This is a genomic window from Oleispirillum naphthae (assembly GCA_027864655.1).
Lineage (GTDB): Bacteria > Pseudomonadota > Alphaproteobacteria > Rhodospirillales > Rhodospirillaceae > Oleispirillum > Oleispirillum naphthae.
In genome coordinates, this window is the sequence record JAQAZG010000006.1 from 94,821 (window position 1) to 121,198 (window position 26,378).

Consider the following 26,378-nt stretch of genomic DNA (forward strand, 5'->3'; position numbering starts at 1 on the left):
CCTCTCCTAGATCACCGGGCCGGTGACGTAGATGTCCATGGCGCGGGTGTAGCCGGTGATCTCCGACCGGGTGCGCGCCCCCGAGGCGACCTCGACGATGCGTTCGAGCAGGCGGTCGCCCGCCTGGGGAATGCTCTCCGTGCCTTCGATGATGCTCGCCACCGACATGTCCATGTGGTCGCGCATGCGCTCCCAGGTGAGCGCGTTGCCGGTGAGCTTGACCACCGGCACGAAGGGGAAGCCCTGCGGCGCGCCGCGCCCGGTGGCGAAGGCGATGACGTTGCAACCCGCGGCGGCGAGGCCGGTGAGGATTTCCGGCTCGCGGCCGGGCGAATCCATCACCACCAGGCCCTTCACCTGCGGCCGTTCGCCATATTCGTAGACCGCCCGGATCGGCGCGGTGCCCGCCTTGGCGATGGCGCCGAGCGACTTCTCCTCGATGGTGGAGAGACCGCCCTTGATGTTGCCGCCGGTCGGCTGGCCGCCGCGCATGTCGCAGCCCACCGCCTTGGCGCGGTTTTCCATGCGCTCGACCAGGGCGAGAATCTGTTGCCCGATTTCCGGGGTGGCGGCATGGCGGGCGACGATGTGCTCCGCGCCGATGAACTCGGTGATCTCGCCGAGCACCGTGGTGCCGCCCGCCGCGACGATGCGGTCGGAGGCGACGCCGATCGCGGGCGTCGCGGAGAGGCCCTGGGTGGTGTCGGAGCTGCCGCACTTCATGCCGAGCACCAGCTCGGAAATCGGGAAGTTCTCAGGCTTCATCGAGGTCGCCTCGGACACCATGTCCTGGACGATCAGGGTGCCCTCGGCGCGGGTGCGCGCGGCGCCGCCGTGCTCCTGGATGGCGATGGTCTCGACCCGCTTGCCGGTCTTGCGGATGCCCTCCACCACCTCGGCCACCGCCGTGCTCTCGCAGCCGAGGCTGACGAGGAGCACCGCGGCGAGGTTGGGGTTGCTGCCCAGCCCGATCAACACCTCGTTGACCCGCTTGAGATCGACCGGCGTCTGGCAGCAGCCCTGATGGTGGGTGAAGCTCACCGCGCCGTCCACCTGGCGGGCGATATCCTCCGCCACTTCATTGGCGCAGACCACGGTGGAGAACACCCCCACGTAGTTGCGCGTGCCCACCTGACCGTCGGGGCGCCGGTATCCCTGGAATTCCATCATCGCGTACTCTCCTCTCCTGAAACTCTCGGGCTCACGCCAGATCGCCGCGGCCGCGCAGGCTCTCGATATTGTGGACATGGACATGCGCCCCCTTGGGGATGTCCTCCGTCGCCCGCCCGATCACTTCGCCGTATTTGAGGATGTCCTGCCCCGCGGGCAGGTCGGCGAGCGCCAGCTTGTGGGCGAACTCCACCGCGCCCGCCATGGTCACCGCCACCACATGGTCGCCGATGCCGACGGAGACGGTTTCTCCCGCCGCCAGGTCGCGCAGGGCCGTGGCCACGTTGTCCCCGTCCTTGATCGCAATCGCGTCGCGTTTCATCGATTGATTCCTCTCGCTTGCACGCACATCACACCGAAAGCACCCGTTCCGCCCATGCCGGAACCGAATCGCAGCCCGGCAGGGCGTCGATCTCCGCATCCACCCGGGCGGCCTTCTCCGTCCCCCAGGCGAGGGCGGCGAGCGCCCGGAACTTTTCCGAAATTTCCGCCACGGAGAGCGGCTGCTCCGGATCGCCGCGCCGCGTCTCCGAGGTCGCCTCCAGCACCCGCCCATCGGCGAGGTGGATTTCCATGCGCGCCGGACGGATGGTCCTGGCGATGCGGTCGAACTCGGGGTCCGCCACCAGGGCGATCCGCCCCATCAGATCGCGGATGCGCGCATCGCACAGCGCCTCGGGCGCGAACTCCGCCTGGGTGACGCGGCCGTGGATCAGCGCCGCGGCGACGCAATACGGCATCGAGAACTTCGCCGCATAGCCGTCGTGCGGGTCCGGATTGCTCACCACGCGGAGGGAAATGGCGTTGGAGTGCACGACGATGCGCTCCACCGCCGCATCGCCGACCTGCGGGCGCAGATGCAGGGCGGCCTCCACCGGGGTCATCGTGTGGCCGCAGATCGGATAGGCCTTGAAGGTGATCTCGCGGATGCGCCAGGTCTCGCCGAGAGCGGCGACGCAGGCCTCGGCATCGGCGCCCGTGGGCACCATGGCGGCGAACACGCCGCGGCTTCCCTCGAGGATCGAGGCCGGGCCGGGCACCCCCTCGCGCGCCAGCAGCGCCGCGAGCAGGCCCCCCTGCGCCGCCTTGCCGGCGTGCAGGTTCTTCGCCGCCGGGGCGTCGGGCAGAACTTCCCACAGGCCCGCGGCCTGGGTTCCGGCGAGGCCGAAGGCGGCGGCGGTCTGCCCGGCGGACAGGCCGAGGGTGCGCGCCGCGGCGGCGGCGGCGGCGAACACCCCGGCGGTGCCGGTGGTGTGCCAGACGCGGTAGTGTTCCGGCCCCAGCGCCGCGGCGAGGCGGATGCCCGCCTCGTAGCCCGCGACGATGCCCGCGAACATCTCCGCGCCGCTGCGGGAGGCTGCCTGCGCGGCGGCGAGAGCCGCCGCACAGGCCGGGGAACCCGGGTGGTAGAAGGTTCCCTTATGGCTGTCGTCGAATTCCAGCGCGTGCGACGAGCCGCCGTTGACCAGGGCGGCGGTCAGCGGGTCGGCCGCGCCGAGCGGGCCGATCAGGCTCGCCCGTCCGCCGCCGCCCGCGGCGCGCGCCACCGCGAGAACCGCCTCGCCGAACGGCGTGGTGGTTCCGGCCGCGGCGTTGGCGACCCAGTCGCGGAACGCCTGCACCGCCAGGCCGCGCACGTCCGCCGGCAGGTCCTGCCAGCGGAGCGCCGCGGTGAAGGCGGCCAGGCGTTCGGCCAGGCGTGCGGGCGGGTTCGCCATTACTTCACCAGTTCGTCGATGTGGGCGCCGACGCGGTCGGCGATCTCGCCCGCCAGGCCGACGTAGCTCTTCGGATCGAGCGCCGCCTCGATGTCTTCGCGCGTGCACGCCGCGGCCACGCCCTTCTCCTGCATCAGTTCGTCGATCAGCGCGGTGTCGTTGTCGAAGGCGCGCACCGAGGCCTGGTAGACCGTCTCGTGCGCTTCCGGCAGCGGCATGCTCTGCGCGAGGACGAACATCGCCCGCTCGGAGAGCAGCAGGCCCTTGAGCATGCGGGTGTTGGCCTCCATGCGCTCGGGGTGGACCCAGAGGCCCGACAGCGTCGCATCGAGGTGGGCGAGCGAGCCCGACAGCATGCAGAAGATTTCCGGCACGATGATCCACTCCGCCTTCCAGTGGGAGGCGTCGCGCTCGTTCTCCACGCCCATCGCCTCCAGCGAGACCGCGGTGTCGCCGCGGATGATGCGGTCGAGCACGATCGACCACTCGGTGTGGATCGGGTTGCGCTTGTGCGGCATGGTGCTGCTGCCCACCTTGCCCATGGTGAAGGGTTCCTCGATCTCGCGCACCTCGGTCTTGGCGAGGTTGTAGATCTCCTTGGAGATGCGGCTCGCGGTGCCGGAGGTCAAGGCGCAGAGCGTCGCCGCCTCGGCCACCCGGTCGCGCGACGACGGCCAGGGCGAGAGAGGCGCGCCGAGGCCGAGAATCTCCGCCGAGCGCTGCTGCAACGCGAAGCCCGCGTCGCCCCACGAGGCGAAGGTGCCCACCGCGCCGACGATGTCCACCACCAGGATGCGCTCCTTGGCGGCGCGCCAGCGCACCAGGTTGCGGCCCATTTCGTCCAGCCAGCTCGCCGCCTTCATGCCGAAGGTGATGGGCAGCGCATGGCCGCCGTGGGTGCGCCCGACCATCACCGTGTCGCGGTAGGTTTTGAGCAGCGGGCGGGCGTGGCGCAGAGTCTCGGCGATCTGCTCCTCGATCAGCGCGTAGGCGTCGCGCACCATCAGCATCATGCCGGTGTCGATGATGTCCTGGGTGGTGGCGCCCCAGTGCACGTAGCGCGCATCGTCGTGGTTGATCACACGGCGGAACTCCTTGAGCAGGCCGAGCAGGCTGTGCCCGGTGACCTTGCCGTGCGCCTTCACCGCGTCGAGATCGATGCCGTCCATCTTGGCATGTGCGGCGATGCGCTCCGCCGCCGCCTTGGGGATGATGCCGAGTTCGCCGGACGCCAGCGCGATGGCGCGCTCGACGTCGAGCCAGCGCTGGAACATCGTCTGCTCGTCGAAAATTTCGCGCATGCGCGGCGTGCTGACGGAATCCTGGAACACCGAGTTGTCGATGAAATGAACGGACATGCCTTTATTCCTCCGGGTTTTCTCGTATGCGGGCGCCCGTTCGGGGCGCCCGCGCTAGGATGTTTCTTGTCAGTTTCCGTCTGCCGCCGCCGCTGCCGCCGACCGCTTCTTCTGCCGCCCTTCCATGACGTAGGGCAGGATCAGGGAAACCACCGAGACCACCAGCAGCACCAGCGAGATCGGCCGCGTCACGAAGGGCAGCAGGCTGCCCGAGCCCAGCGTCAGCGAAAGCCGCAACTGCTGTTCCGCCATGTGGCCGAGAATGAGGCCGAGGATCACCGGCAGCAGCGGGAATTTCATCTGCCGCAGCAGGTAGCCGAACAGGCCGAAGCCGAGGAAGCAGTAGACGTCGAACATGCGGTTGTTGAGCGAATAGCTGCCGACGGTGCACAGCACCAGGAGCACCGGGATCATGAACTGCGCCGGGGTGACGATCGCCTTGATCAGCGGCTTGAGGCAGAAGTGCAGGAACACCAGCAGGAAGCCGAAGGCGATGAAATAGGCGATGAAGATCGAGTAGACGATGTCGCCGTTGTCGCGGAACAACAGCGGCCCCGGCTGGATGTTGTGCAGCATGAAGGCGCCGAGCATCATCAGGGTCGAGGCGTCGCCGGGGATGCCGAGGGTCAAGAGCGGGATCATCGCGCCGCCCATGGAGGCGTTGTTGGCGGCCTCCGGCGCGATCACCGCTTCCGCGAGGACGCCCTGGCCGAACTTCTCCGGATGCTTGGAGGCGGTGCGCGCCTGGGCGTAGGCGACGACGTTGGACAGCCCCGGCCCGACGCCCGGCAGGATGCCGATGACGATGCCGATGAAGGTGGAGCGCACGAGGTCCACCTTGCGTTCCCAGATCTCCTTGAGCGCGCTCATGAAGTCGGAGAACTTGATGTCCGCCTCGATGATGTGCGCCTTGACGCCGATCTCGTCCACGTCCTCGAGCAGCTGCGGAATGGCGAACACGCCGATCAGCGCGGGCATCACGTTGAAGCCGGATTCCAAATCCTCGAAGCCGAAGGCGAAGCGCACCACGCCGTTGGACGGATCGGTGCCGACGAGCGCCAGCATCATGCCGAACCCGGCGGCGAGGAAGGACTTGAGCATCGAGCCGCTGGACAGCGAGGAAACGCAGCTGAAGGTGAAGATGACCAGGGAGAAGTACTCCCAGGGGCCGAAGCGCAGGGCGAAGTCGGCCAGCGTCGGCGCGATGATCACCAGGCACAGGCCGGAGAGGCAGCCGCCGATCACCGACGAATAGGCGGCCAGCGCGAGCGCCCGCGGCGCCCCGCCGTTCTTCGACATCGGGTAGCCGTCGAGGCAGGTGGCCGCCGACGACGGCGTGCCCGGAATGTTCAACAGGCAGGAGGCGACGAAGCCGCCGGAAATCGCACCGCAATAGACGCCCATGAGAAGGGCGAGGCCGTGCACCGAATCCATGCCGAAGGTCACCGGCACCAGAAGCGCGATGGCCATGGTGCTGGTCAGGCCCGGCATCGCGCCGATGAACATGCCCCCCAGAACGCCGGCCGCGATCGACAGGATGATCTGGGGCGTCGCGATGAGGCCGAAAGACGTGACGTATTGTTCCCACATGACGATTTCTCCCGGCGGTCAGGGCATATAGAACTGCAGCCAGTACACGAAGACGAGGTAGCAGACGCCGACCACGCCGCCGCCGAGCGCCAGGGCGACAGGCAGGTCCTTGCGCCGCTGCGGGCTGAGCACCAGGGTGGTGACGACGATGAAGCCGAAGCTCGCAGGCAGGAAGCCGAGCACCGGCAGCAGCAGCAGGTAGACGCAGAACAGCCCGAGGGTGATCAGCCGCCGCTTGCCGACGACGCGCGCCCAATAGCCGCTGGGGAAGGGAGATTCGAGCGACGGAATGAAGGTCGTCGCCAGAAGGCCGGCCGCGAGCGCGAGCACGAGGCCGAAGGTCATGTACGGGAACATCCGGTTGCTGATCAGCTCGTAGGCCAGGCTCTCGATCTTCGAGGCCTCGCCGATCAGGAACAGGCAGATCAGGATGATCAGGACGGCCGCAATCCGGTTTGCCGTTTTCATCGCGCCCTCGCTCAAGGAATTGACCGCTGGGTCCATAGCCGCCGGGCAAGGAGGGAGCGCACCCGCAACCATGGCGGGATGAAGGCCGCGCTCTCTCCGTTGTCCCGGACGACGCCTCAGGGACGGGACGGTCCCTGCCCTACTTTCCGGCCTCCTTGGCCAGGCCATAGGTCTTCGCCAGCTTCATGAACTGCTTCATCTGCTTGGCGAGGTAGTCGTCGAACGCCTTGCCGGACAGTTGCGTCGGGATCATCCAGCCGTCATGCAATTCCTTCTGCATGTCCGGGTCCGCCGCCGCCTTCATCCACGCATCGCGCAGAATCTTGACGCGGTCGTCGGGGGTGTCCTTGGGCACGAAGCTCATGTAGTCGAAGTAGAACACCGCATCGATGCCCTGCTCCTTGAGGGTCGGCAGCTTGGGATACGCCGGGGAGCGCTCTTCCGCCATGATGCCGAGCAGGCGCAGGTCGCCGGACTCGAGATACGGGCGGGCCGAGCTGAGCGCGACGATGGCGGCGTCGAGGTTGCCCTGCAGCATGGCGATGATGCGGTCCTTGTCGCCGCTCATGCCGATGGTGTGGAAGGTTTCCTCGCTCATCTTCGTCGCATCGAGGTACTCGAGGAAGGCGAAGTGGCTGAAGCCGTTGATCGCGGCGCCCCAGCGGATGGTGCCGGGGGCGGCCTTGGCCGCGGCGTTGAGCTCCGTCACGGTCTTGTAGGGGCTGTTCTTGCCGACGATCAGGGCGTTGTCGGACCGCACGGTGTCGGCGAACGGCTTGAACGCGGTGTAGTCGTAGTTGGAACGGCCGGTGGCATAGGCCATGTGCAGGTTCTGGTGCTGCCAGAGGACCGTGTAGCCATCCGGACGGGCGCGCTTGACTTCCAGCTCGCCCATGCGGCCGCGCGCGCCGTCGATGTTGGTGATCACCACCTTCACCGGCAGATACTTGGACAGGTGCTTGGCGAACACGCGCGCGGACAGATCGCTGCCGCCACCCGGCTTGAAGGTGACGACGATTTGAATCGGCTTATCGGGGAAACTCGCGGCCTGGGCTCCGCCGACCATGGCGCACATGCCCATCACCGCACCTAAAAACAAACCGGTTTTCGAAAAACCCATCTTAAACCTCCCTTTTTTACGGCGGCCCGGGCAGGTCTCGCCGGAGATTTTTGTCTTGCCAGAATGCTGCCTGGGGAAACACTATTCAACATAAAAGTTTGTAGGATTTGTCTTATATAGTGTAGGATAAATCCTACATAGAGTATTCATCATGAAAATATTTGCGGTTATTGCCGGAAGCATGCCTCATATTCACAATGTTAATTCGGATATATCGGGATTTTCGACAAAAAATATTTACGTATTAAGCGCATGGCGCGTCCTTCACACGGCGTTCTTTTAACGCCATGTGCTTGGGAAGGCCGATTACAGACCTACTCATTCGGATAGGAGACCGCTCTTGTAGGCGTAGCGCACCAGCTCGGCGTTGTTCTTCAACCCGAGCTTGGCGAGCACGCGGGCGCGGTAGGTCGCCACGGTCTTGGGGCTCAGCCCCAGCTGGTCGCCGATGACGTTGATGCGCTGGCCGAGCGCCAGCAGGCGCAGCACCGTCGCCTCGCGCTCCGACAGCCCGGCGGCGGGCTCCGCGCCGAGGCCGGTGAGCAGGTCGCCCACCAGTTGCTCGCTGACGAAGGTCTTGCCGCAGAGCACCGCCTCGATGGCGCGGTGCAGCTCTTCCGGCACCGAACCCTTGGTGACGTAGCCGTTGGCCCCCGCCTTGAGGGCGCGCACCGCATATTCCGCCGCGTCGTACATGCTGAGGATGAGCACCGGCAGCCCCGGCGCCACGGCGCGCATCCTGCCCAGGGTGTCGAGTCCGCTCTCGTCCGGCAGGTGCAGGTCGAGAATCGCCAGGTCGAAGCCGCCGGGGTCGGCGGAGAGCCGCTCCATCGCGCCGCAGCCGGTTTCCGCCTCGGCGAAGACGGGCGGCGGCGCAAGCGCCGAGAGGATGTCGATCACCCCCTTGCGCACCACCGCATGATCATCGACCAGCAGAATCCTCATCTTTCCGCTCCTCCCTGCGCCGCCGGCAGGCGCACCAGCACCGTGGTCCCCTGGTTGGGCCGCCCCGAGACGATCAGCCGCCCCTGGAAGGCGCGGATGCGCTCGCGCATGCCCATGATGCCGAGCGAATTGCGCGACCGTTTGGCGCGTTCGTCGATGCCGACGCCGTCGTCGGCGATCTCCAGGCCCACCGCGTCGTCCGCCGTGCTGACGCGAATGGTGACGTGGCTCGCCCCGGCGTGGCGCACCACGTTGGTCAACGATTCCTGATACACCCGGAACAGCGCGGTGGCACGGTCCTTGTCGAGGCAGGCGTCGGGGTTGCCGCCCTCCTTCTCGAAGCGGTAGTCGAGGCCCACCGAGCCGAGGAACTTGCGGGCGTGCCACTGCATCGCGGGCAGCAGGCCGAGTTCGTCGAGCTGCGGCGGGCGCAGCTCCTGCGAGATGCGCTGCACCGAGCCGATGGTGCGCTCGGTGAGGTCGCGCATCTCGCGGATGCGCTCCGCATGCTTGCCGCCCGGCCCCTGCCCGAGAATCGACAGCCCGATGTTGAGCGCGGTGAGGTTCTGCCCGAGCTCGTCGTGAATCTCCATGGAGATGCGGGTGCGCTCGTTCTCCAGCAGGTTCTGGCCGTGCGCCGCAAGCTCGCGGTAGGCCTCGCGCGACTTTTCCAGTTCGCGGTAGGTCAGCTTCTCCGAGGTCACGTCGGCGCCCACCACCTGGTATTCCTCCACCTGCCCCTCGGGGCCGAAGATCGCGCGCCCCGTCCACTTGATCCAGCGCAGCGCGCCGTCGGCGGCGCGCACCCGCTCCTCGCCGTGGAACAGAGGTTCGTCCGGCGTGCGCCGCGAGATCGTCGGCAGCAGGCGGCGCAGGCGCACCGGCGGGATCAATTGCGTCGCATCCATGCCCAGCACCTTGTCGCGCGACAGCCGCAGGAACGCGCAGATCGCGCTGTTGGCGTAGGTGACGCGGAAGAAGCGGTTGAAGCGCATCAGGTATTCGGTCTGGTCCTCGACGATGGCGCGGTAGCGCTCCTGGCTCGCCTGCAACTCGCGCATGGCGCGGCGGCGTTGCAGGATGTTGCTGAAAAGGATCAGCACCAGGGTGAGCAGGCTGCCGATCACCAGGGTGATGCCCCAGATGTAATGGCGGTACTGCCAGTAGAAGCTCTCCGGCTGGTTGACCATCACGCTGCCTTCCGGCAGGGCGGAGAGCGGAATGTTGAAGCGTTCGAGCTGCGCATAGTCGAACATCGGCACGCTGCGGTTTTCGCTCTCCACTTCCTCCAGTTGCACCGGCTCGTCGTTCAGCCTGCGCAGCGCCAGGCGCGCCGCCGCCTCGCCCTGGAGGCGGCCGCTGGTGACGAAGCCGCCCACCGCCCCCTGGCCGACGTAGTAGTCCCACAGCGAATAGACCGGGAAAGCGCCGTTGTGGCTGAGCAGGCGCATCGTCTCCGGCGGGGAGAACACCCGCCCCTTGCGGTCGCGGCGGAACGCCACGTCGATGACGATGGTGTTGGGCGGCAGGCGGGAAAGCTCGCGCTCCAGGTCCTCGGCGGAATAGCCGACGAACTCGTCGAAGCGTAGGCGGTCCTCGAACAGCGGGAAGATGCGCCAGAAGCGCTCGAAGTCGTAGCGCGCCGCCGAGGACAGATCGCTCACCCCGACCACCCGCTCGGTCTTCGGGTGCAGCGCCAGCGCCAGCTCGATGGTGCGGCGCAGGTCCACGTCCTCGGTGACGCCGACGATCCCCGCAGCGTCCTTGATCGGCAGCTTGCGCGTCGCGTTGATCGCGCAGAACACCACCGGCACCTTGCCGAACAGGCGGTCGCGCCGCGCCAGCAGGAAGTTGAGCGCCTCGTCGTTGACCGCGATGATCACCTCCGGCGGCTTGTCGCGGTACTTGGAGCGGAACAGGGTTTCGAGGAAGGGGAACACCTGGCGGGTGTCGTTGCGCACCGCGTCCATGTACTCCACATAGACCTCCACCCCCGGCTGACGCGCCGCGAAGACGTGGCGGATTTCCTCGACGATGGAGTCGGTCCAGGGATTGCCGTGGTGATAGGAGGCGAGAACCAGAACCCGCCGCGCCGCGCCGTCGCCCGCATTCGCCGCCGCGGGGAAGAACGCCGCGGCCAGCAGCAGCACGAGGCAAAGCCGGCGCGCCGCGCAGGCGCGGACGCGGCGGAAACCTCGGCGCGCTCCTGCGCATGGGGACAGGATCATCTCGATGACCGATTACGTCGTTGCGGCGAAAAGCGGGGGCGATTCTGTCGCACCGGGGCTGAAATGACCAGCCCGAATCGCCCCCGCCCCTTCCTGGTCAGGCGGTCCGGACGCCTTGCAGGAAGGTTTCCACCACGGCGCGCAGGGTCCCCGCCGCGCGGGCGAGGGAATGCGGGGCGCGGCCAGGAACGCGGTGCGCCGCAGAAAAAACGACTCATTCTTCCTGACGGGGCTATCTCATATCCGGAATATTAAATCAACCGTAATATAAGTCTATTTAAGATAATTCATGCATCGTTTCGCATCCGTCTCTTTTAATTTATTCCAATAGAATTAAACAACTCAAAGCAAATTACTGATTATCTTATGTATATATTGTGGAATACCGAACAGTCCCCCTCATGCAGCGCCGCGTAAAAGCCGCATGAATTGTACGGATAAGACTTCCCCCGCCCCCGCCTTCCCTTGCCGCGATATCCTCCCGCTGCGCCGCTTCTTCGCCCGCCCCGGATTTCCTCGGCGCTTATTGCCGGAATGCAACCAATTCGTAATAAAGCCGCGGCCGCTGCAAACGCAACGGGCGGCCGCCGTGGCGGACGCCCGTTCTTCTCCGGACGGCGCGGATCGCTAGACCACGACGTTGCGCGGCTCGCCGCGCCAGAACGCCTCGATGTTGCCGAACAGCTGGTCCGCCAGGCCCTGGATCGCCTCGCGGCTGGCCCAGGCGACGTGCGGCGTGAGGATGAGGTTGGGGCGCGCCGCGATGCGCCGCAGCGGGTGGTCCGCCCCCGGCGGCTCGTGGGTCAGCACGTCGAAGCCCGCGCCCGCCACCTGCCCGGACTCCAGCGCCTCGGCGAGCGCCGCCTCGTCCACCAGACCGCCGCGCGCGGTGTTGACGATCAACGGCTTTTTCTCCATCAGGGCGAACTCGCGGCGCGAGATCATGTTGCGGGTGGCGGGCGACAGCGGGCAGTGCAGGGTGATCACGTCGCTCGTCCGCATCACCTCGTCGAACGGCGTGTAGAGCGGGCCCATGCCGTCGGCCCCCTTGTAGGCGGAGAACAGCACCCGCATGCCGAACGCCTCGCCCAGGCGCGCCACCGCGCGGCCGAGCACGCCGTCGCCGACGATGCCGAGGGTGGACCCCGCGAGGTCGGCGATCGGATAGTCGAAATAGCAGAACCGTCCCGACTCCTCCCAGCGCCCATCGACCACCGAGGCGCGGTAGGGCACGAGACTGCGCCGCAGCGCCAGGATCAGGGCGAAGGTATGCTCCGGCACGGTGTTCTTGGCGTAGTTGCGGATGTTGCACACCGTCACCCCCGCCTCCTTGCACGCCGCGAGGTCGATCTGGTCGTAGCCGGTGGCCGCCGCCGCCACCAGGCGCAGGCGTTTCGCCGCGGTCACCGACTGCACGGTGATCGGCACCTTGTTGGTGATCACCACGTCGGCATCGGCGATGCGCGCCGCCACCTCGTCCGGCGCGGTGCGCAGGTGGGTGACCAACTCGTGCGGAAACGCGGGGGGATGCAGCACGGTCTCGGGGGAGAACGTGTCGCGGTCGAGGAAGACGATCTTCGCTGTTGCGGTCACGGGGGAGCCTCCTGCAATCGAACCGCAACCAGGATACCGCCTTCCCGCGGTTGCGGCAAAGCGCCTCAGGGCGCGGCCATGTGATCGGCGAAGCGCCGCGCCGGGGCGGGCAGCGCCGCGAAGTCCACGGCGAAGAGCGCAAGCTCCCGCTCCGCCCAGGCATCGGCCAGCCCCGCCGCGGCCAAACCCGAGGGCGCGCCGAGGGTGCGGTAGGCCCCCTCCGGCATCACCCCGATGCCCAGCCCCGCCTCGATCATCCGGCACATCGCGCTCAGGCTGTCCACCTCGATGCCCTGGCGCAGCACCCGCCGGGCGCGCCGCGCCGCGCGCAGCAGGGTTTCGCGCACGCTGCTGCTGCCGCGCAGGCCGATCTGCTCGAAGGCGAGCGCCTCGGCGAAGGCGACTCGCCCGCGCGCCGCCAGCGGGTGGCCGGGCGGCGTCACCAGCACCAGGCGCTCGCGGCGGTAGGGGCGGGAGTCCAGCCCGGCGCTGCCGTCGGTCGGGTTGCAGATGCCGAGGTCGGCCTCGCGGTTGCGCACCGCCTCGGCCACCGCGCGGCTGGTCGCCTGGCGCAGCTCGATGCGGATGTCCGGATGCGCCGCGGCGAAGTCGGCGACCCCCGCGGCGAGAAACTGCTCCACCGCCGAGGCGCTGGCGCACACCCGCACCCGGCCGCGCACCCCGCCCGCGCACTCCGCCAGGTCGCCGCGCAGCCGCTCCACCGCCAGCAGGATGGCGTGCGCATGCTCCAGCAGGCGCTCGCCCGCCGGGGTCGGCCGCACGCCGCGCGCGTGGCGGGCGAGCAGGCCGCCGCCCGCCGCCGCCTCCAGCCCGGCGATGCGCTTGCTCACCGCCGAGGCGGCGATGTGCGCCACCCGCGCCGCCGCCGCGATGCTGCCGAGGTCGCAGATCAGCACGAAGAGTTCGATGGTTCCCAGGTCGATCTGCCGCAGGAAGCCGCGGCGCGCCGGAAGGCCGGTCATATCCCCCTCCAGACATCGTGAAACGGAACGCCTGAGCGGAATTCTTACCACTTCTCGCCAGACCGCTCCACACCTACCATCTCTTTTCCCGATGGCATGCCGGAGTTCCTCGCCGATGATCCTCTCCCCCGCCGCCTCCGCGCGGCTCGCCCATGCGCTCGCCGCCCTCGGCGCGGTGCACCTCGCCGATGCGCAGCCGTTCTTCTATACCTCCGGCTGGGCGAGCCCGGTCTACGTGGACGCCCGCATGCTGATGTCCGACGTCGCCCTGCGCAGCGAGGCGATGGACCTCACCGCCCAGGCCCTCGCCCCGGCGATCGCCCGCCAGGGGATCAACGCCGTGGTCGGCGTGGAGAACTCCGGCATCGCCTTCGCCGCCTGGATCGCCGAACGCCTCGCCCTGCCGTTGCTCTACATGCGCAAGCGGCCGATCGGCTGGGGCATGCGCGCCCAGTTGGAGGGCCGCCTGCCGCCCGCGGCCCAGGTGCTGCTGGTGGACGACGTGACCACCGACGGCGTCTCCAAGATCGCCGCCGCGAGCGCCCTGCGCCAGACCGGCACCCGCGTGGACGACACCCTGGTGCTGATGGAATTCGACGTCTACCCGCAGACCGCCGCACGCTTCGCCGAACAAAGCATGGCCCTGCACGCGATGACCAACTGGGCCGACCTGCACGCCGCGCTGGCCGAGAGCGGCCGCATCGAACCGGCGCAGGAGGCGATGCTCGCCGCCTGGGCCGCCGACCCGGTGGCCTGGTCGATCGAACACGGCGGGGTGGGCGCATGAACGCGGTCTCCACCCTGTCCGCCGCCGCGCTCGCCGAGCGCATCTTCGGCACCGTCGGCGGCCTCACCCGCGACGACCCCGGCGTCTCGCGCGAAAGCTTCGGCGCGGGCGAAAGCCGCGCCATGGAAGCGGTCGCCGCCATCGCCGCGGAACTCGGGCTGGCCTGCGAAACCGACGCCTACAAGAACCTGTGGATGCGCCTGCCGGAGGACGCCCGCGCCGCGCCGCCGGTGATCCTCGGCTCGCACCTCGATTCCGTGCCCCACGGCGGCAACTTCGACGGCCTCGCCGGGGTCGCCGCCGCGATGATGGCGCTCGCCCGCTATCGCGGCCGCGCCGCCGAGGCCCCGCCTCTGCGCGCGCTGGCCCTGCGCGGCGAAGAGAGCGCTTGGTACGGCAAGGCCTATCTCGGCTCCCTCGCCCTCACCGGCAAGCTCGGCGGCGAGGCGCTCGCGCTGCGCCACCGCGACGGCCACGGCACCCTCGGCGGGGCGATGGCGATGCTCGGCATCGATACCGAGGCGATCCGCGCCGGGAAGCCCCTGCTCGCCCCCGGCGACGCCGCCGCCTACCTGGAACTCCATATCGAACAGGGCCCGGTGATGACCGCGCGCGGCTGGCCGGTCACCGCGGTCACCGGCATCCGCGGCAACCTGCGCCACAACGCGGTGCGCTGCACCGGCGAGGCCGGACACTCCGGCGCGGTGCCGCGCTGGCTGCGCAAGGACGCCGTCCTCGCGGTGGCGGAACTCCTCTCCCGCATGGACGAACACTGGCGTGTGCTGCTGCAAATGGGCATGGACCTGGTGATGACCTCGGGCATCTGCACCACCTCGCCCGACAGCCACGCCGTCTCCGTCATCCCCGGCGAGGTGCGCTTCAGCCTGGAAATCCGCAGCCAGGACGCCGCCACCATGGAGCGCTTCTACGACCTGGTGCGCGAGGAATGCCGCGCCGTCGAAAAATCCCGCGGCGTCGCCTTCACCTTCGACACACGCATCGACACCGCCCCCGCCACCATGGACCCCGCGTGGATCGCCCGCCTCCAGGCCGCTTCGCTGCGCCTCGGCAGCCCGCTGGAAACCATCCCCAGCGGCGCGGGCCACGACGCCGCGGTGTTCGCCAATGCCGGAATCCCCGCCGCCATGGTCTTCGTCCGCAACGAAAACGGCTCCCATAACCCGCACGAGGCGATGGATATCGCCGACTTCCTCAAGGGCGTCGATCTGCTGACCGAGGCGGTGCGGACGGTGTGAACGAAAACCAGGCCAGGGGCTCCGCCCCTGGACCCCGCTGGGGCCGCGGGCCCCAGACCCCCTTCCTTTTCCGCACGAAGCGCTATTCCCCTTCTGTCGATGCAGCAGGCGTTGATAGCCGCTTCGCGGCGAAAACCAGTTTAAGGGGTCAAGGGGCCTCCCGGCCCCTTGCGGGTCCGGGCAGAGCCCGGCCTGGTTTTCCCCTCACCCATGCCGCGTGCAGCAGAAGGCGGAATTTCCTACGCTTCCGCGGCGTCGCTGACGACGCGCAGCAGGGTGAGCAGCGCACGGTTGAGCGGCACGGCGATGCCGTGGCGTTCCGCCGCGGCGACGATCTGCCCGGTCAGGGCCTCGATTTCCAGGGCGTTCCCGGCGAGGCGGTCGAAATACATCGAGGTTCCCGCATCCGCCGGATGGGTGGCGAGGACGTCCATGGTGCGCCGCGGCACGTCGGCGGCGAGGGGCGCGCCCTCGGCGCGGGCCACCGCCGCCGCCTCTTCCAGCACGCCGAGGCAGAGTTCGCGCACGTCGGCGCGGCGGAACACCCCCTGGCGTTGCAGGGTGAGCGCGGTGACCGGGTTGGCCACCGCGTTGATCAGGAGCTTCTTCCACACCAGGGTGGGGAACTCGCCGCTGAGCAGGATGCGCATCGGCGTGCCCGCCATCAGGCCGGCGAAGGCGCGGCCGTTTTCGTCGTCGGCCACCGCCAGTTCGTAGTCCCCGGCGCGGCGGAAGCGCATGTGGTCCGGGGCGAAGCGCTCGCCGTTGAAATAGACCACCGTCGGCACCACCGCCGCGCCCGCGACGAACGGCGCAAGCCGCGCCTCGTGGCCGATGCCGTTCTGCAGCGTGGCGACGCGGGTGCCCGGCCCGCACAGGCGGGCGAGCCACGGCGCGGCGGAGGCGGTCTGCTGCGCCTTGGTGGCGATCAGCACCCAGTCCGCGGGTTCGGCCTCGGCGGGGTCGGTGAGCGCGCGCACCGGCACGTCGATGCGGTCTTCCGGGCGTTCCACGTCGAGGCGCGCGATCGCCCGGCGCACGCAGAGGGTGAGGTTGCACCGCCCCGCGGCGGCCAGCGAACCGGCGACGATGCCGCCGATGCTGCCCAGCCCGATCACGGCGACGGAGGGGATGTGCGGTGATGTCATGAGCCTTGTCCGCTTGCGGTTCCGCTGTTTTTCTGCCGCAGCATGATGCACCCCGCCGCGCGGATTGCAACCTCGGCGGCGGCCGGTCCTATGCGGTGCGCACGCAATTCCGGCCTTCCGCCTTGGCGCGATAGAGCGCGGCGTCGGCGCGTTGCAGCAGGGCGTCCACGCTGTCGCCGGGCGAGAACGCGGCGACTCCGGCGCTGACGGTGGCGGCGCGCCCGGCGGCGAAGTTGCCGCCCGCCACCGCGGCGCGGATGCGTTCGGCAACCGCCATGGCCTCGTGCAACGCGGTCTCCGGGCAGACCACCAGGAACTCCTCGCCGCCCCATCGCCCTGCGATGTCGCCGCCGCGCACCGTATCGCGGATGCGGTGCGCCACCTCGACGAGCAGACGGTCGCCGATCAAGTGGCCGAGGTCGTCGTTGACCGCCTTGAAGTGGTCGATGTCGAGCATCACCAGGGCGAGGTCGCGGCGGTGGCGCTGCGCGCGGTCCACCTCCCGCGCCAGGTGCGCGTCGATCATGCCGCGGTTGGGCAGGCCGGTCAGGGCATCGGTCTGCGATATGCGTTCGAGCTTGCGGTTGAGGCGGCGCAGGCGCAGGTGATGGAACGCGCCGAACGCCGCGATCGCGGCAAAAATGCCGACGACGCGGAGGATCGGGCCGTAGTCGGTGTCGGCCTGCACGGTGAGGGAGACGTGGCGGTTGACGATCTCCTCGGTGTCGGCGCGCGAGATCGACGCCACCCCCTTGTTCAGCACGTCGCGCAGCAGCGGTTCGCTGCGGCGCACGCCGATGCGCAGGCGGTTGGCGTAGTCCGGCAGCTTGCCCGCGATCTTGAGGTTGAACAGCCCCTCGCCCTTGATGGTGTAGGCGGCGACGATCAGCGAGCGCATGGTCATTTCGGCGCGGCGGTCGGAAACCATGGCGATCGCCTCGGCCTCGGAAGGCACGGTGAGCACCCGCAGGTTGGGATAGTCGCGGCGGATGTTCTCTTCCATCGCGGTGCCCGAGGGAAAGACGATGCGCTCGCCGCTCAGCTGCGCCGGATCGGCGATGAAGGGGTGTTCCTCCCGCGTGATGAAGACGTTGGGGTCGGAGAAGATCGGCGCGGTGAACAGCAGCCACGTCTCGCGCTTTTCCGTACGGTTGAGGAAGCTGAGGATGCGGCAGCGCCCGGCCTGCGATGCCGCCAGGCTTTCGTCCCAATCCTTCGTCGGCGCCAATTCCAGGCTCAACCCGACGCGCGACGCGGCAAGGCGCGCCAGATCGGCGGCGATGCCGCGGTGGATGCCCTTTTCATCGATCCATTCGAAGGGCGCCCAGTCCGGATCGACGCACACCGTCACCGGCGGCTGGGCGCGCACGAAGGCACGCTCCTCGGCGCTGAGGTCCAGGGCGCGCGCCGCCGCGGGCCACAGCGCCAGCGCCGCGGCCAACCACCAGACCCGACAGACCCGCTCTTTTCGCATGGCTCAGGCGTTGCGCCGTTGTTTTTCCTGCCGGTGCATGATGAACCCGGCAATGAGGATTGCAACCGTGACGATGCAGACGATGATCGTGGCGAGCGCATTGATTTGCGGCGAGACGCCGAGGCGCACCGAGGAATAGACCACCATCGGCAGCGTCGATGCGCCCGGTCCGGAGACGAAGCTGGCGATCACCAGGTCGTCGAGCGACAGGGTGAAGGCCAACAGCCAGCCCGCCACCAGGGCGGGGGCGATCACCGGCACGGTGATGACGAAGAACACCTTGGCGGGCTTCGCGCCGAGGTCGAGCGCCGCCTCCTCGATCGAGACGTCCATCTGCGACAGCCGCGACTGGATGACCACGGTGACGTAGGCGGTGGAGAAGGTGAGGTGCGCGATGGTGATGGTGGTCATGCCGCGCTCCCCCGGCCAGCCGATGAAGTTTTGCAGAGTGACGAACATCAGAAGCAGGGAAAGGCCGATGATCACCTCCGGCATCACCAGGGGCGCGGTGATCAGGGTGGTGAAGGCGGTGCGCCCGCGGAAACGCCCGAAGCGCGCCAGCACCAGCCCGGCGAGCGAACCCAGCACCACCGAGCCGGAGGCGTTGAGCACCGCGATCTTGAGGCTGAGCCAGGCGGCGGAGAGGATCTGGTCGTTTTGCAGCAGTTCGCCGTACCACTTGGTGGAGAACCCGGCCCACACCGTGACCAGGCGCGACTCGTTGAAGGAGTAGACGATCAGCGACAGGATCGGCACGTAGAGGAAGGCGTAGCCGAAGGCCAGCACCGAGAACAGCGAGAAGGAGCGCCAGCGTCTCATCGGGCAAGCTCCTCCGCCTTCTTGTTGGATTCCTCCTGCGCCTTCTGGAAGCGCACGATCGGCACGACGAGCAGCAGCAGGGTGGCCACCGCCACCGCCGAGGCGACCGGCCAGTCCTTGTTGGAGAAGAACTCGGTCCACAGCACCTTGCCGATCATCAGGGTGTTGGGGCCGCCGAGCAGGTCGGGAATGACGAACTCGCCGACCGCGGGAATGAACACCAGCATCGAGCCCGCGATGACGCCGGGCATGGACAGCGGCAGGGTGATGGTGAGGAACGCCTTGCCCGGGCGGCAGCCGAGGTCGGCCGCGGCTTCCAGCAGGCTTTCGTCCATGCGCGACAGCGTCGCGTAGAGCGGCAGCACCATGAACGGCAGGTAGGAATAGACGATGCCCACCAGCACCGAGAACTCGGTGTGCAGCAGCGGCAGCGGCTGATCGATCAGGCCGAGCCAGATCAGCACGTTGTTGAGCAGGCCGTTGGTCTTGAGAATGCCGATCCAGGCGTAGACGCGGATGAGGAACGAGGTCCAGAACGGCAGGATGATCAGCATCAGAAGCGGCACGCGCAGCTCCGCCTTCGCTTTGGAAATCGCGTACGCCATGGGGTAGCCGAGCAGCAGGCAGGCCACGGTGGCGATGGCGGCGATGCGCACCGAGTTGAGGTAGGCCATCCAGTAGAGGCTGTCCTGCACCAGCAGCAGGTAGTTCTGGAAGTTGATCCGCAGCACCATGATGCCGTCTTCGGCCCAGGTGAGCAGCGGCGTATAGGGCGGCTGCGCGATCACCGCCTGGGAGAAGCTGATCTTCAGCACCACGAGGAAGGGCAGGCCGAAGAACAGGATCAGCCAGAGGAACGGCACCGCGGTGACCAGCGCGCGGCCCCACGAGACGGTGCCCATGGCCAGCCCGCGCACCCGCGCCACGAAGGTGAAGCCGAGAAGCCAGCGCCACAGCATGCCGATAACGGTGAACGACGCCGGGTTCGCGGGCGCCGAAGGCGGCACGGGGGGCGGCATCATGACTGCAGCACCACGCCGTTTTCCGGCTCCCAGGTGAGCCAGACTTCCTGCTCCCAGGTGAGCGGCGAGCTGGTGTGCCGCGCGAGGTTGGTGAGCTGCACCCGCACCAGGGTCTTGTTGGGCAGGGCGACGTGGTAGATCGAGACGTCGCCGAGGTAGGCGATTTCCGAGACCACGCCGCGCAGCACGTTGAATTCGGACTCCGGCTTGACGTCGGTCACCGTCATCTTCTCCGGGCGCAGCGCGACGGAGACCGGCGCGCCCGCGGGCAGGGGCTCGCCGTGGGCGATCGCCATGGTCGCGCCCACCTCGTCGCAATGGATCACCAGCACGCCGTCGGCCTCGCCGGTGACGCGGCCGTCGAACAGGTTGACCGAGCCGATGAAGTCCGCCACGTAGCGGGTGGCCGGGTATTCGTAGATGGTGGAGGGCGAACCGATCTGCAGGATGCGGCCTTCGTCCATCACCGCAATGCGGGTGGACATCGTCATCGCCTCCTCCTGGTCGTGGGTGACCATGATGAAGGTGGTGCCCAGCTGCTCCTGGATGTTCACCAGCTCGAACTGGGTGTGCTCGCGCAGCTTCTTGTCGAGCGCGCCCAAGGGCTCGTCCAGCAGCAGCAGGCGCGGATGCTTGGCGAGCGAGCGGGCCAGCGCGACGCGCTGCCGCTGGCCGCCGGAGAGCTGGTGCGGGCGGCGCTTCGCATAGGGTTCCAGGCGCACCAGGCGCAGCATCTCGGCGACGCGCTCGCGGATCTGCGGCTTGGTCGCGCCCTCCTGGCGCAGGCCGAAGGCGATGTTCTGCTCCACCGTCATGTGGGGGAACAGGGCGTAGGACTGGAACATCATGTTGACCGGGCGGCGGTACGGGGGGACATGGGTCATGTCCACCCCGTCGATGACGATGCGCCCGCTATCCGGGGTTTCGAGGCCGGCCAGCATGCGCAGAAGCGTCGTCTTGCCGCAGCCGGAGGCGCCCAGAAGCGAGAAGAACTCGCCCTGGAACACCTCGAGGCTGACGTCGTCCACCGCATAGTGGGGACCGAAGGCCTTGGTCACGTTCTCGATCTGAACGATCGGCCGGGCCTTCGGGTCCTGCCAGGCTTCCAAGCTTTGCGAGGCGCGCACGCCCTGGGCGACCGGCATCGGCCTCTCCCCCCCTGTTGACGGGCTTACTGGCCGGTCTTGACGCGGGTCCAGGCGCGCACCCGGTAGCGGATCAGGGCCTGGTCGTTGTCCGGCAGCATATAGAGCTTGGCCATCACCTCGTCCGGCGGATAGATGCCGGGGTCGTTGCGGATTTCCGGATCCACCAGGTCGTTGGCCGCCTTGTTGGCGTTGGCGTAGGAGACGAAGTTGGAGATCTTCGCCACCACCTCGGGCTTCATGATGAAGTTGATGTAGGCGTGCGCCTCCGCCGGGTTGGGGGCGTCCTTGGGGATCAGCATCATGTCGGTCCACAGCACCGCCCCTTCCTTGGGGATGATGTAGCGGATGTTGACGCCGTTCTTCGCCTCCGCGGCGCGGGTGCGGGCTTGCAGGATATCGCCCGAATAGCCGTGGGCGACGCAGATGTCGCCGTTGGCGAGGTCGTTGATGTACTGCGAGCCGTGGAAGTACTTGATGTAGGGGCGGATGGCCTTGAACGCCTCGGCGGCGGCGTCGATGTCGGTCTTGTTCTTGGTCGCCACGTCGCGGCCGAGGTAGCGCAGCGCCATGGCGAAGGTCTCTTCCTGGTCGTCGAGGAAGGAGATGCCGCAGGCGGCGAGCTTCTTCGCGTTCTCCGGCTTGAAGATCATCGCCAGCGAGCCGATGTCGGCGGACTCGCCGAGTGCCGCCTTGACCTTATCGACGTTGATGCCGATGCCGGTGGTGCCCCACATGTAGGGCACGCCATGGGCGTTGCCCGGATCGATCGAGGCGAGCGCCTTCATCAGGCCGGGGTCCATGTTCTTGAGGTTCGGCAGCTTCGACTTGTCGAGCTTGCGGTAGAGGCCGGACTTGATCTGCCGCATGGCGAACGGGCGCGCGGTGGGGAACACCACGTCGTAGCCCGACTTGCCGGCCAAGAGCTTGGCCTCCAGCACCTCGTTGCTGTCGTAGACGTCGTAGACCGCCTTGATGCCGGTTTCCTTGGTGAAGGTTTCCAGCGTGTCCTCGGCGATATAGTCGCTCCAGTTGTAGAGGTGCACGACCTTGTCCGCGGCCCGGGCGGGGGCAACGGCCAAGCTGCACGTCATGGCTGCCGCGAAGGCGGCGCAAGTGGCGGTACGCATCGGTTGAGGTCTCCCTGAAGAAAAAGAACCCGTTGCCCTGTCCGCGCCCGGTCCCGGACGCGCGGAGCCGCCCCCCCTTGCGGAGACGACCCCTCTCTCTTGGCGGAATGTGGACTGATTTTCAGTCAACGACAAGAGGCGTGCCCACCTCTTGCGCAGTTTTTGAGGGTGGATTGCGTTTTCCGTTCCCAACCGGCCAAGCCCTTCCACCTGCGAGGGAATGCGCGGCGGCGGAGCGGACGCCTCAGTGCTCGAGGATCTGGCTGAGGAACAGCCTGGTGCGGTCGCTCTTGGGATGGGAGAAGAATTCCTCCGGCTCGTTCTCCTCGACGATCTGCCCGGCGTCCATGAAGATCACGCGGTCGGCCACCTTGCGCGCGAAACCCATCTCGTGGGTGACGCAGAGCATGGTCATGCCCTCCTCCGCCAGCTCCACCATCACGTCGAGCACCTCCTTGATCATCTCCGGGTCGAGGGCCGAGGTCGGCTCGTCGAACAGCATCACCCGCGGGTTCATGCACAGGCTGCGGGCGATGGCGACGCGCTGCTGCTGGCCGCCGGAAAGCTGGCCAGGATACTTCAGCGCCTGGTCGGGAATCTTCACCCGCTCCAGGTAGGTCATCGCCGCGGCCTCCGCCTCGGCGCGCGGCGTCTTGCGCACCCACATCGGCGCGAGGCAGCAGTTCTCCAGCACCGTGAGATGCGGAAACAGGTTGAAGTGCTGGAACACCATGCCGACCTCGCGGCGCACGTGCTCGATGTTCTTCAAGTCCTCGTTGAGCGTCACCCCGTCCACCACGATGTCGCCGCTCTGGTGTTCCTCCAGGCGGTTGATGCAGCGGATCATCGTGGACTTGCCGGAGCCCGACGGCCCGCAGACGACGATGCGCTCGCCGCGGCGCACCCGCAGGCTGATGTCCTTGAGCACGTGGAAGGGGCCGTACCACTTGTTCATCGCCGCGATCTCGATCACGACGTCGGGCTTCGGCTGTGCGGATTCGCTCATCGCGTTTACTCCGGTAGGCGGCGTCAATTGCGTTTGTGGCCGGTGTGCAGCTTGCGCTCCAGGGCCTGGGAATAGCGGCTCATGCCGAAGCAGAACACCCAGAACACCAGCGCGGCGAACAGGTAGCCCTCGATCGCGATGGCGGGCCAGGCGGGGTCCACGATGGTGGCGTGCACCGTCGCCAGCACGTCGAACAGGCCGATGATGAGGACCAGCGTGGTGTCCTTGAACAGGGCGATGAAGGTGTTGACGATGCCGGGAATGACCAGCTTCAACGCCTGCGGCAGCACCACCAGGCCCATCGTCCGCCAGTAGCCGAGGCCGAGCGCCGCGGCCGCCTCGAACTGGCCGCGCGGAATCGCCTGGAGGCCGCCGCGCACCACCTCGGCCATGTAGGCGCTCTCGAACATCACGATGCCGATCATCGCGCGCAGAACCTTGCTGAACTGCACCCCTTCGGGCAGGAACAGCGGCAGCATCACCGAGGCCATGAACAGCACCGAGATCAAGGGCACGCCGCGCCACACCTCGATGAAGAGGATGCACAGGGTGCGGACCGCCATCATCTTGGAGCGCCGTCCGAGGGCGAGGACGATGCCGAAGGGCAGCGCCATGACGATGCCGACGACGGAAAGCACCAGGGTCAGCGTCAGGCCGCTCCACTGGTCGGTGGCCACCACCGGCAGGCCGAACACCCCGCCGTGCATCAGCGCCAGGGTCAGCGCCGGCACCCCGACGATCGCGGCGGGCACGAGGAAGCGCTTGCCCGGCGTGCGCGGCCAGGCGAGCGCGCCGATCGCCGCCGCGGTGACGGCGAGCACGATGTTGACCCGCCAGACCTGCCCCGCCGGATAGAACCCGTAGATGAAGAAGCGGAAGCGCTCGCCGACGAACAGCCAGCAGGCGCCGCCGCTGCGGCAGGCCTGCGCATCGCCGCCGGAGAAGTGGCCGCGCAGCACCGCCCAGTCGAAAAGCGGCACCAGGCCGGAGACGAGGAGCCACAGCGCGACCAGCGTCAGCGCGGTGTTGAACGGCCCGGCGAAGAGGTTGGCGCGCATCCACCCGGCGACGCCGACCGAGCCCGAGGGCGGCGGCAGGCTGGGTTTCGGCACGAAGACGTCGCTCTCGGCCATGGCTCACCGCTCCTTCAGCGCGACGCGCTTGTTGTAGCCGTTCATCGCCAGCGAAATGACGAGACTGATGGTGAGGTAGACGCTCATCGTCATCGCCACCACCTCCACCGCCTGGCCGGTCTGGTTGAGCGTCGTGCCCATGAACACGTTGACCAGGTCGGGATAGCCGATGGCGGTGGCGAGCGAGGAGTTCTTGGCGAGATTGAGGTACTGGCTGGTGAGCGGCGGAATGATCACCCGCAGCGCCTGCGGCAGCACCACCAGGCGGATGATCTGGCCGCGCTTCAGCCCCAGCGCCGCGGCGGCCTCGGTCTGGCCGTGGCTCACCGCCTGGATGCCGGAGCGCACGATCTCGGCGATGAAGGTGCCGGTGTAGACGGTGAGCGCGAACCACAGGGCGACGAGTTCCGGCAGCAGCACGCCGCCGCCCGCGAAATTGAAGCCGCGCAGCGCCGGCACGCTCCAGGTCATCGGCGCCCCGGCGAGCAGAAAAACCAGCCCCGGCGCGCCGATCGCCAGCGCCGCAGCCACCCGCCAGAACGGGAAGATCTGTCCCGTCGCCTCGCGGCGCCTGGTCTCCCAGCGGGAGAGCCGCCACACCGCGATCAGCGCGGCGAGAAGCGCCAGGCCCACCCACTCCATGCCCGGGCCGAACACCGGGGCGGGAACGTAGAGGCCGCGCTTGCTGAGGAAGACGAGGTCGTGGAAGTTGAGGCTCCGGCGCGGCGCGGGCAGGGTTTGCAGCACCGCGAAATACCAGAAGAAGATCTGTAGCAGCAGCGGCACGTTGCGGAAGATCTCGACATAGACCTCGGCGAGGCGGGCGACCAGCCAGTTGCGCGACAGCCGCGAAATCCCCGCGAGGAAGCCGAGAAGGGTGGCGGTGACGATGCCGAGGCCGGACACCAGAACGGTGTTGAGCAGGCCGACGAAGAAGGTGCGGCCGTAGGAATAGCTCTCGTCGTAGGGGATCAGCGAAAACAGGATGCCGAAACCGGCGGTCTGGCCGAGGAAGCCGAACCCGGTCTGGATGTTGCGGTGCTCCATGTTCAGCAGGGTGTTGCGGAACAGGGTGACGGCCAGCCAGAGGACCGCGGCGATGACCGCGGCCTGGAAAACCAGGGCACGGATTTTCGGGTCGTTCCACGGTTTGATCGTGCGGGTGGGTTGCATGGGCATCCTTGTGCGGTGGAACCGGCCCCGGCGGCGCGCCGCCGGGGCCGGTTCCCGGCTTACGAACGTCCGGTCAGCGGACCGGCGGGCCGTAGATCAGGCCGCCCTTGGTCCACAGAGCGTTCTGGCCGCGGGCAATCTGCAACGGGCTGCCCTTGCCGACGTTGCGTTCGAAGGATTCGCCGTAGTTGCCCACCGCCTTGACGATGGCCACCGCGAAATCGTTGCCGACCCCCATCTTGGCGCCGAGGTCGGAGTCCACGCCGAGCAGGCGCTTGACGTCCGGATTGGTGGACTTCAGCATCTCGCCGACGTTCTTGCCGGTGACGCCCGCTTCCTCGAGGTTGAACCAGGCGAACAGGGTCCAGCGGGTGACGTTGAACCAGGCGTCGTCGCCCTGGCGCACCACCGGACCGAGCGGCTCCTTGGAGATCACTTCCGGCAGCACCACCGCCTTGCCGGGGTCCGGCAGCTTGGAGCGCAGGCCGTAGAGCTGCGACTGGTCGGAGGTGAGCACGTCGCAGCGGTCGGAATTGAAGCCTTGCAGGGTCTGGTCGCCGGTGTCGAACACCACGGATTGGTACTTCATGCCGTTGGCGCGGAAGTAGTCGGCGAGGTTGAGCTCGGTGGTGGTGCCGGCGAGCACGCACACCGAAGCGCCGTTCAGCTCCTTGGCGCTCTTCACGCCCAGCGCCTTCTTCACCAGGAAGCCCTGGCCGTCGTAGTAGTCCACGCCGACGAAGTTGAGGCCGAGCGAGGTGTCGCGGCTCATCGTCCAGGTGGTGTTGCGGGCGAGCACGTCGATCTCGCCGGTCTGCACCGCGGTGAGGCGCTCCTTGGCGGTGAGCGGCACGTACTTCACCTTGGCGGGGTCGCCGAGCACCACGGCGGCGAGCGCCTTGCAGTAATCGACGTCGAGGCCCGACCACTTGCCCTTCTCGTCGGGCGCGGAGAACCCCGGCAGGCTGGTGTTGACGCCGCAGACCAGCTGGCCCCGGCTCTTGACGGTTTCCAGGGTTCCGGCGGAAGCCGGAGCGGCGGCCATCGCCACGGCGGACAGCACACCGAACCCGATGACCCAGTGACTCGCTTTCATAGTCGTCTCCCTCGTG

23 protein-coding genes are annotated in these 26,378 nt (G+C 68.0%); 2 read left to right on the forward strand and 21 right to left on the reverse strand.

All coding sequences use genetic code 11. The annotated features are described in order from the left end of the window. Window positions 1–6 precede the first annotated feature (6 nt). From O7R11_RS08315 to O7R11_RS08365, 11 genes are all read right to left on the reverse strand, one after another. A complete protein-coding gene (locus tag O7R11_RS08315) occupies window positions 7–1,170 on the reverse strand; it encodes a UxaA family hydrolase (protein WP_337997039.1) in 1,164 nt (387 codons plus the stop codon). A 31-nt stretch (window positions 1,171–1,201) separates the two neighbouring features. Then, window positions 1,202–1,492, reverse strand: coding sequence for a UxaA family hydrolase (locus O7R11_RS08320; protein WP_337997040.1), 291 nt, complete (start codon window positions 1,490–1,492; stop codon window positions 1,202–1,204). 28 nt (window positions 1,493–1,520) lie between these two features. After that, window positions 1,521–2,888 (reverse strand): MmgE/PrpD family protein, encoded by a 1,368-nt coding sequence (locus O7R11_RS08325; RefSeq protein ID WP_337997041.1) that lies wholly within the window; start codon window positions 2,886–2,888, stop codon window positions 1,521–1,523. Further along, on the reverse strand, window positions 2,888–4,246 hold the full coding sequence (gene purB / locus O7R11_RS08330; RefSeq protein WP_337997042.1) for an adenylosuccinate lyase: 1,359 nt from the start codon (window positions 4,244–4,246) through the stop codon (window positions 2,888–2,890). The genes O7R11_RS08325 and purB overlap by 1 nt, the downstream gene beginning before the upstream one ends. 69 nt (window positions 4,247–4,315) lie before the next feature. Beyond that, window positions 4,316–5,836 (reverse strand): tripartite tricarboxylate transporter permease, encoded by a 1,521-nt coding sequence (locus tag O7R11_RS08335; RefSeq protein ID WP_337997043.1) that lies wholly within the window; start codon window positions 5,834–5,836, stop codon window positions 4,316–4,318. 18 nt (window positions 5,837–5,854) lie between these two features. Then, window positions 5,855–6,304, reverse strand: coding sequence for a tripartite tricarboxylate transporter TctB family protein (locus O7R11_RS08340; protein ID WP_337997044.1), 450 nt, complete (start codon window positions 6,302–6,304; stop codon window positions 5,855–5,857). A 139-nt stretch (window positions 6,305–6,443) separates the two neighbouring features. After that, entirely contained in the window at window positions 6,444–7,424 is a 981-nt protein-coding gene (locus O7R11_RS08345; RefSeq protein ID WP_337997045.1) for a Bug family tripartite tricarboxylate transporter substrate binding protein, read from the reverse strand. Between the two features lie 318 nt (window positions 7,425–7,742). Beyond that, the gene (locus O7R11_RS08350; protein ID WP_337997046.1) at window positions 7,743–8,369 is read right to left on the reverse strand and encodes a response regulator; all 627 of its coding nucleotides are present in this window, start codon (window positions 8,367–8,369) and stop codon (window positions 7,743–7,745) included. After that, window positions 8,366–10,519, reverse strand: a complete 2,154-nt coding sequence (locus O7R11_RS08355) for a sensor histidine kinase (protein ID WP_337997047.1) — start codon at window positions 10,517–10,519, stop codon at window positions 8,366–8,368. Before O7R11_RS08355 ends, O7R11_RS08350 begins: the two co-directional genes overlap by 4 nt. A 705-nt stretch (window positions 10,520–11,224) precedes the next feature. Beyond that, window positions 11,225–12,190, reverse strand: a complete 966-nt coding sequence (locus tag O7R11_RS08360; protein WP_337997048.1) for a D-2-hydroxyacid dehydrogenase — start codon at window positions 12,188–12,190, stop codon at window positions 11,225–11,227. A gap of 65 nt (window positions 12,191–12,255) precedes the next feature. Further along, window positions 12,256–13,173: a LysR substrate-binding domain-containing protein gene (locus O7R11_RS08365; protein WP_337997049.1), complete on the reverse strand. Its 918-nt coding sequence runs from the start codon at window positions 13,171–13,173 to the stop codon at window positions 12,256–12,258. 115 nt (window positions 13,174–13,288) lie between these two features. Here O7R11_RS08365 and O7R11_RS08370 point away from each other — a divergent pair, with 115 nt between their 5' ends. Together O7R11_RS08370 and O7R11_RS08375 are read left to right on the forward strand one after the other, a co-directional pair. Then, entirely contained in the window at window positions 13,289–13,960 is a 672-nt protein-coding gene (locus O7R11_RS08370) for an orotate phosphoribosyltransferase (protein ID WP_337997050.1), read from the forward strand. Beyond that, on the forward strand, window positions 13,957–15,216 hold the full coding sequence (locus O7R11_RS08375) for a hydantoinase/carbamoylase family amidase (protein WP_337997051.1): 1,260 nt from the start codon (window positions 13,957–13,959) through the stop codon (window positions 15,214–15,216). The genes O7R11_RS08370 and O7R11_RS08375 overlap by 4 nt, the downstream gene beginning before the upstream one ends. Before the next feature lie 239 nt (window positions 15,217–15,455). Here the strand turns inward: O7R11_RS08375 and O7R11_RS08380 are convergent, their stop codons facing one another. The 10 genes from O7R11_RS08380 to O7R11_RS08425 form a co-directional block, all read right to left on the reverse strand. After that, window positions 15,456–16,364, reverse strand: coding sequence for a 2-dehydropantoate 2-reductase (locus O7R11_RS08380; RefSeq protein WP_337997052.1), 909 nt, complete (start codon window positions 16,362–16,364; stop codon window positions 15,456–15,458). An 88-nt stretch (window positions 16,365–16,452) separates the two neighbouring features. Further along, entirely contained in the window at window positions 16,453–17,838 is a 1,386-nt protein-coding gene (locus tag O7R11_RS08385) for a diguanylate cyclase (protein ID WP_337997053.1), read from the reverse strand. 3 nt (window positions 17,839–17,841) lie between these two features. Continuing rightward, window positions 17,842–18,657, reverse strand: coding sequence for an ABC transporter permease subunit (locus tag O7R11_RS08390; RefSeq protein WP_337997054.1), 816 nt, complete (start codon window positions 18,655–18,657; stop codon window positions 17,842–17,844). Beyond that, window positions 18,654–19,559: an ABC transporter permease subunit gene (locus O7R11_RS08395; RefSeq protein ID WP_337997140.1), complete on the reverse strand. Its 906-nt coding sequence runs from the start codon at window positions 19,557–19,559 to the stop codon at window positions 18,654–18,656. Before O7R11_RS08395 ends, O7R11_RS08390 begins: the two co-directional genes overlap by 4 nt. 116 nt (window positions 19,560–19,675) lie before the next feature. Then, entirely contained in the window at window positions 19,676–20,824 is a 1,149-nt protein-coding gene (locus O7R11_RS08400) for an ABC transporter ATP-binding protein (protein ID WP_337997055.1), read from the reverse strand. A gap of 26 nt (window positions 20,825–20,850) precedes the next feature. Then, window positions 20,851–21,954, reverse strand: a complete 1,104-nt coding sequence (locus O7R11_RS08405; protein WP_337997056.1) for a polyamine ABC transporter substrate-binding protein — start codon at window positions 21,952–21,954, stop codon at window positions 20,851–20,853. Window positions 21,955–22,198: 244 nt separating this feature from the next. Then, complete coding sequence (locus O7R11_RS08410) at window positions 22,199–22,960, reverse strand: amino acid ABC transporter ATP-binding protein (RefSeq protein ID WP_337997057.1); 762 nt, start codon at window positions 22,958–22,960, stop codon at window positions 22,199–22,201. A 23-nt stretch (window positions 22,961–22,983) separates the two neighbouring features. Next, a complete protein-coding gene (locus O7R11_RS08415) occupies window positions 22,984–24,093 on the reverse strand; it encodes an amino acid ABC transporter permease (protein WP_337997058.1) in 1,110 nt (369 codons plus the stop codon). Window positions 24,094–24,096: 3 nt separating this feature from the next. Next, on the reverse strand, window positions 24,097–25,266 hold the full coding sequence (locus O7R11_RS08420; RefSeq protein ID WP_337997059.1) for an amino acid ABC transporter permease: 1,170 nt from the start codon (window positions 25,264–25,266) through the stop codon (window positions 24,097–24,099). A 73-nt stretch (window positions 25,267–25,339) separates the two neighbouring features. After that, on the reverse strand, window positions 25,340–26,362 hold the full coding sequence (locus tag O7R11_RS08425) for an amino acid ABC transporter substrate-binding protein (protein ID WP_337997060.1): 1,023 nt from the start codon (window positions 26,360–26,362) through the stop codon (window positions 25,340–25,342). Window positions 26,363–26,378 lie beyond the last annotated feature (16 nt).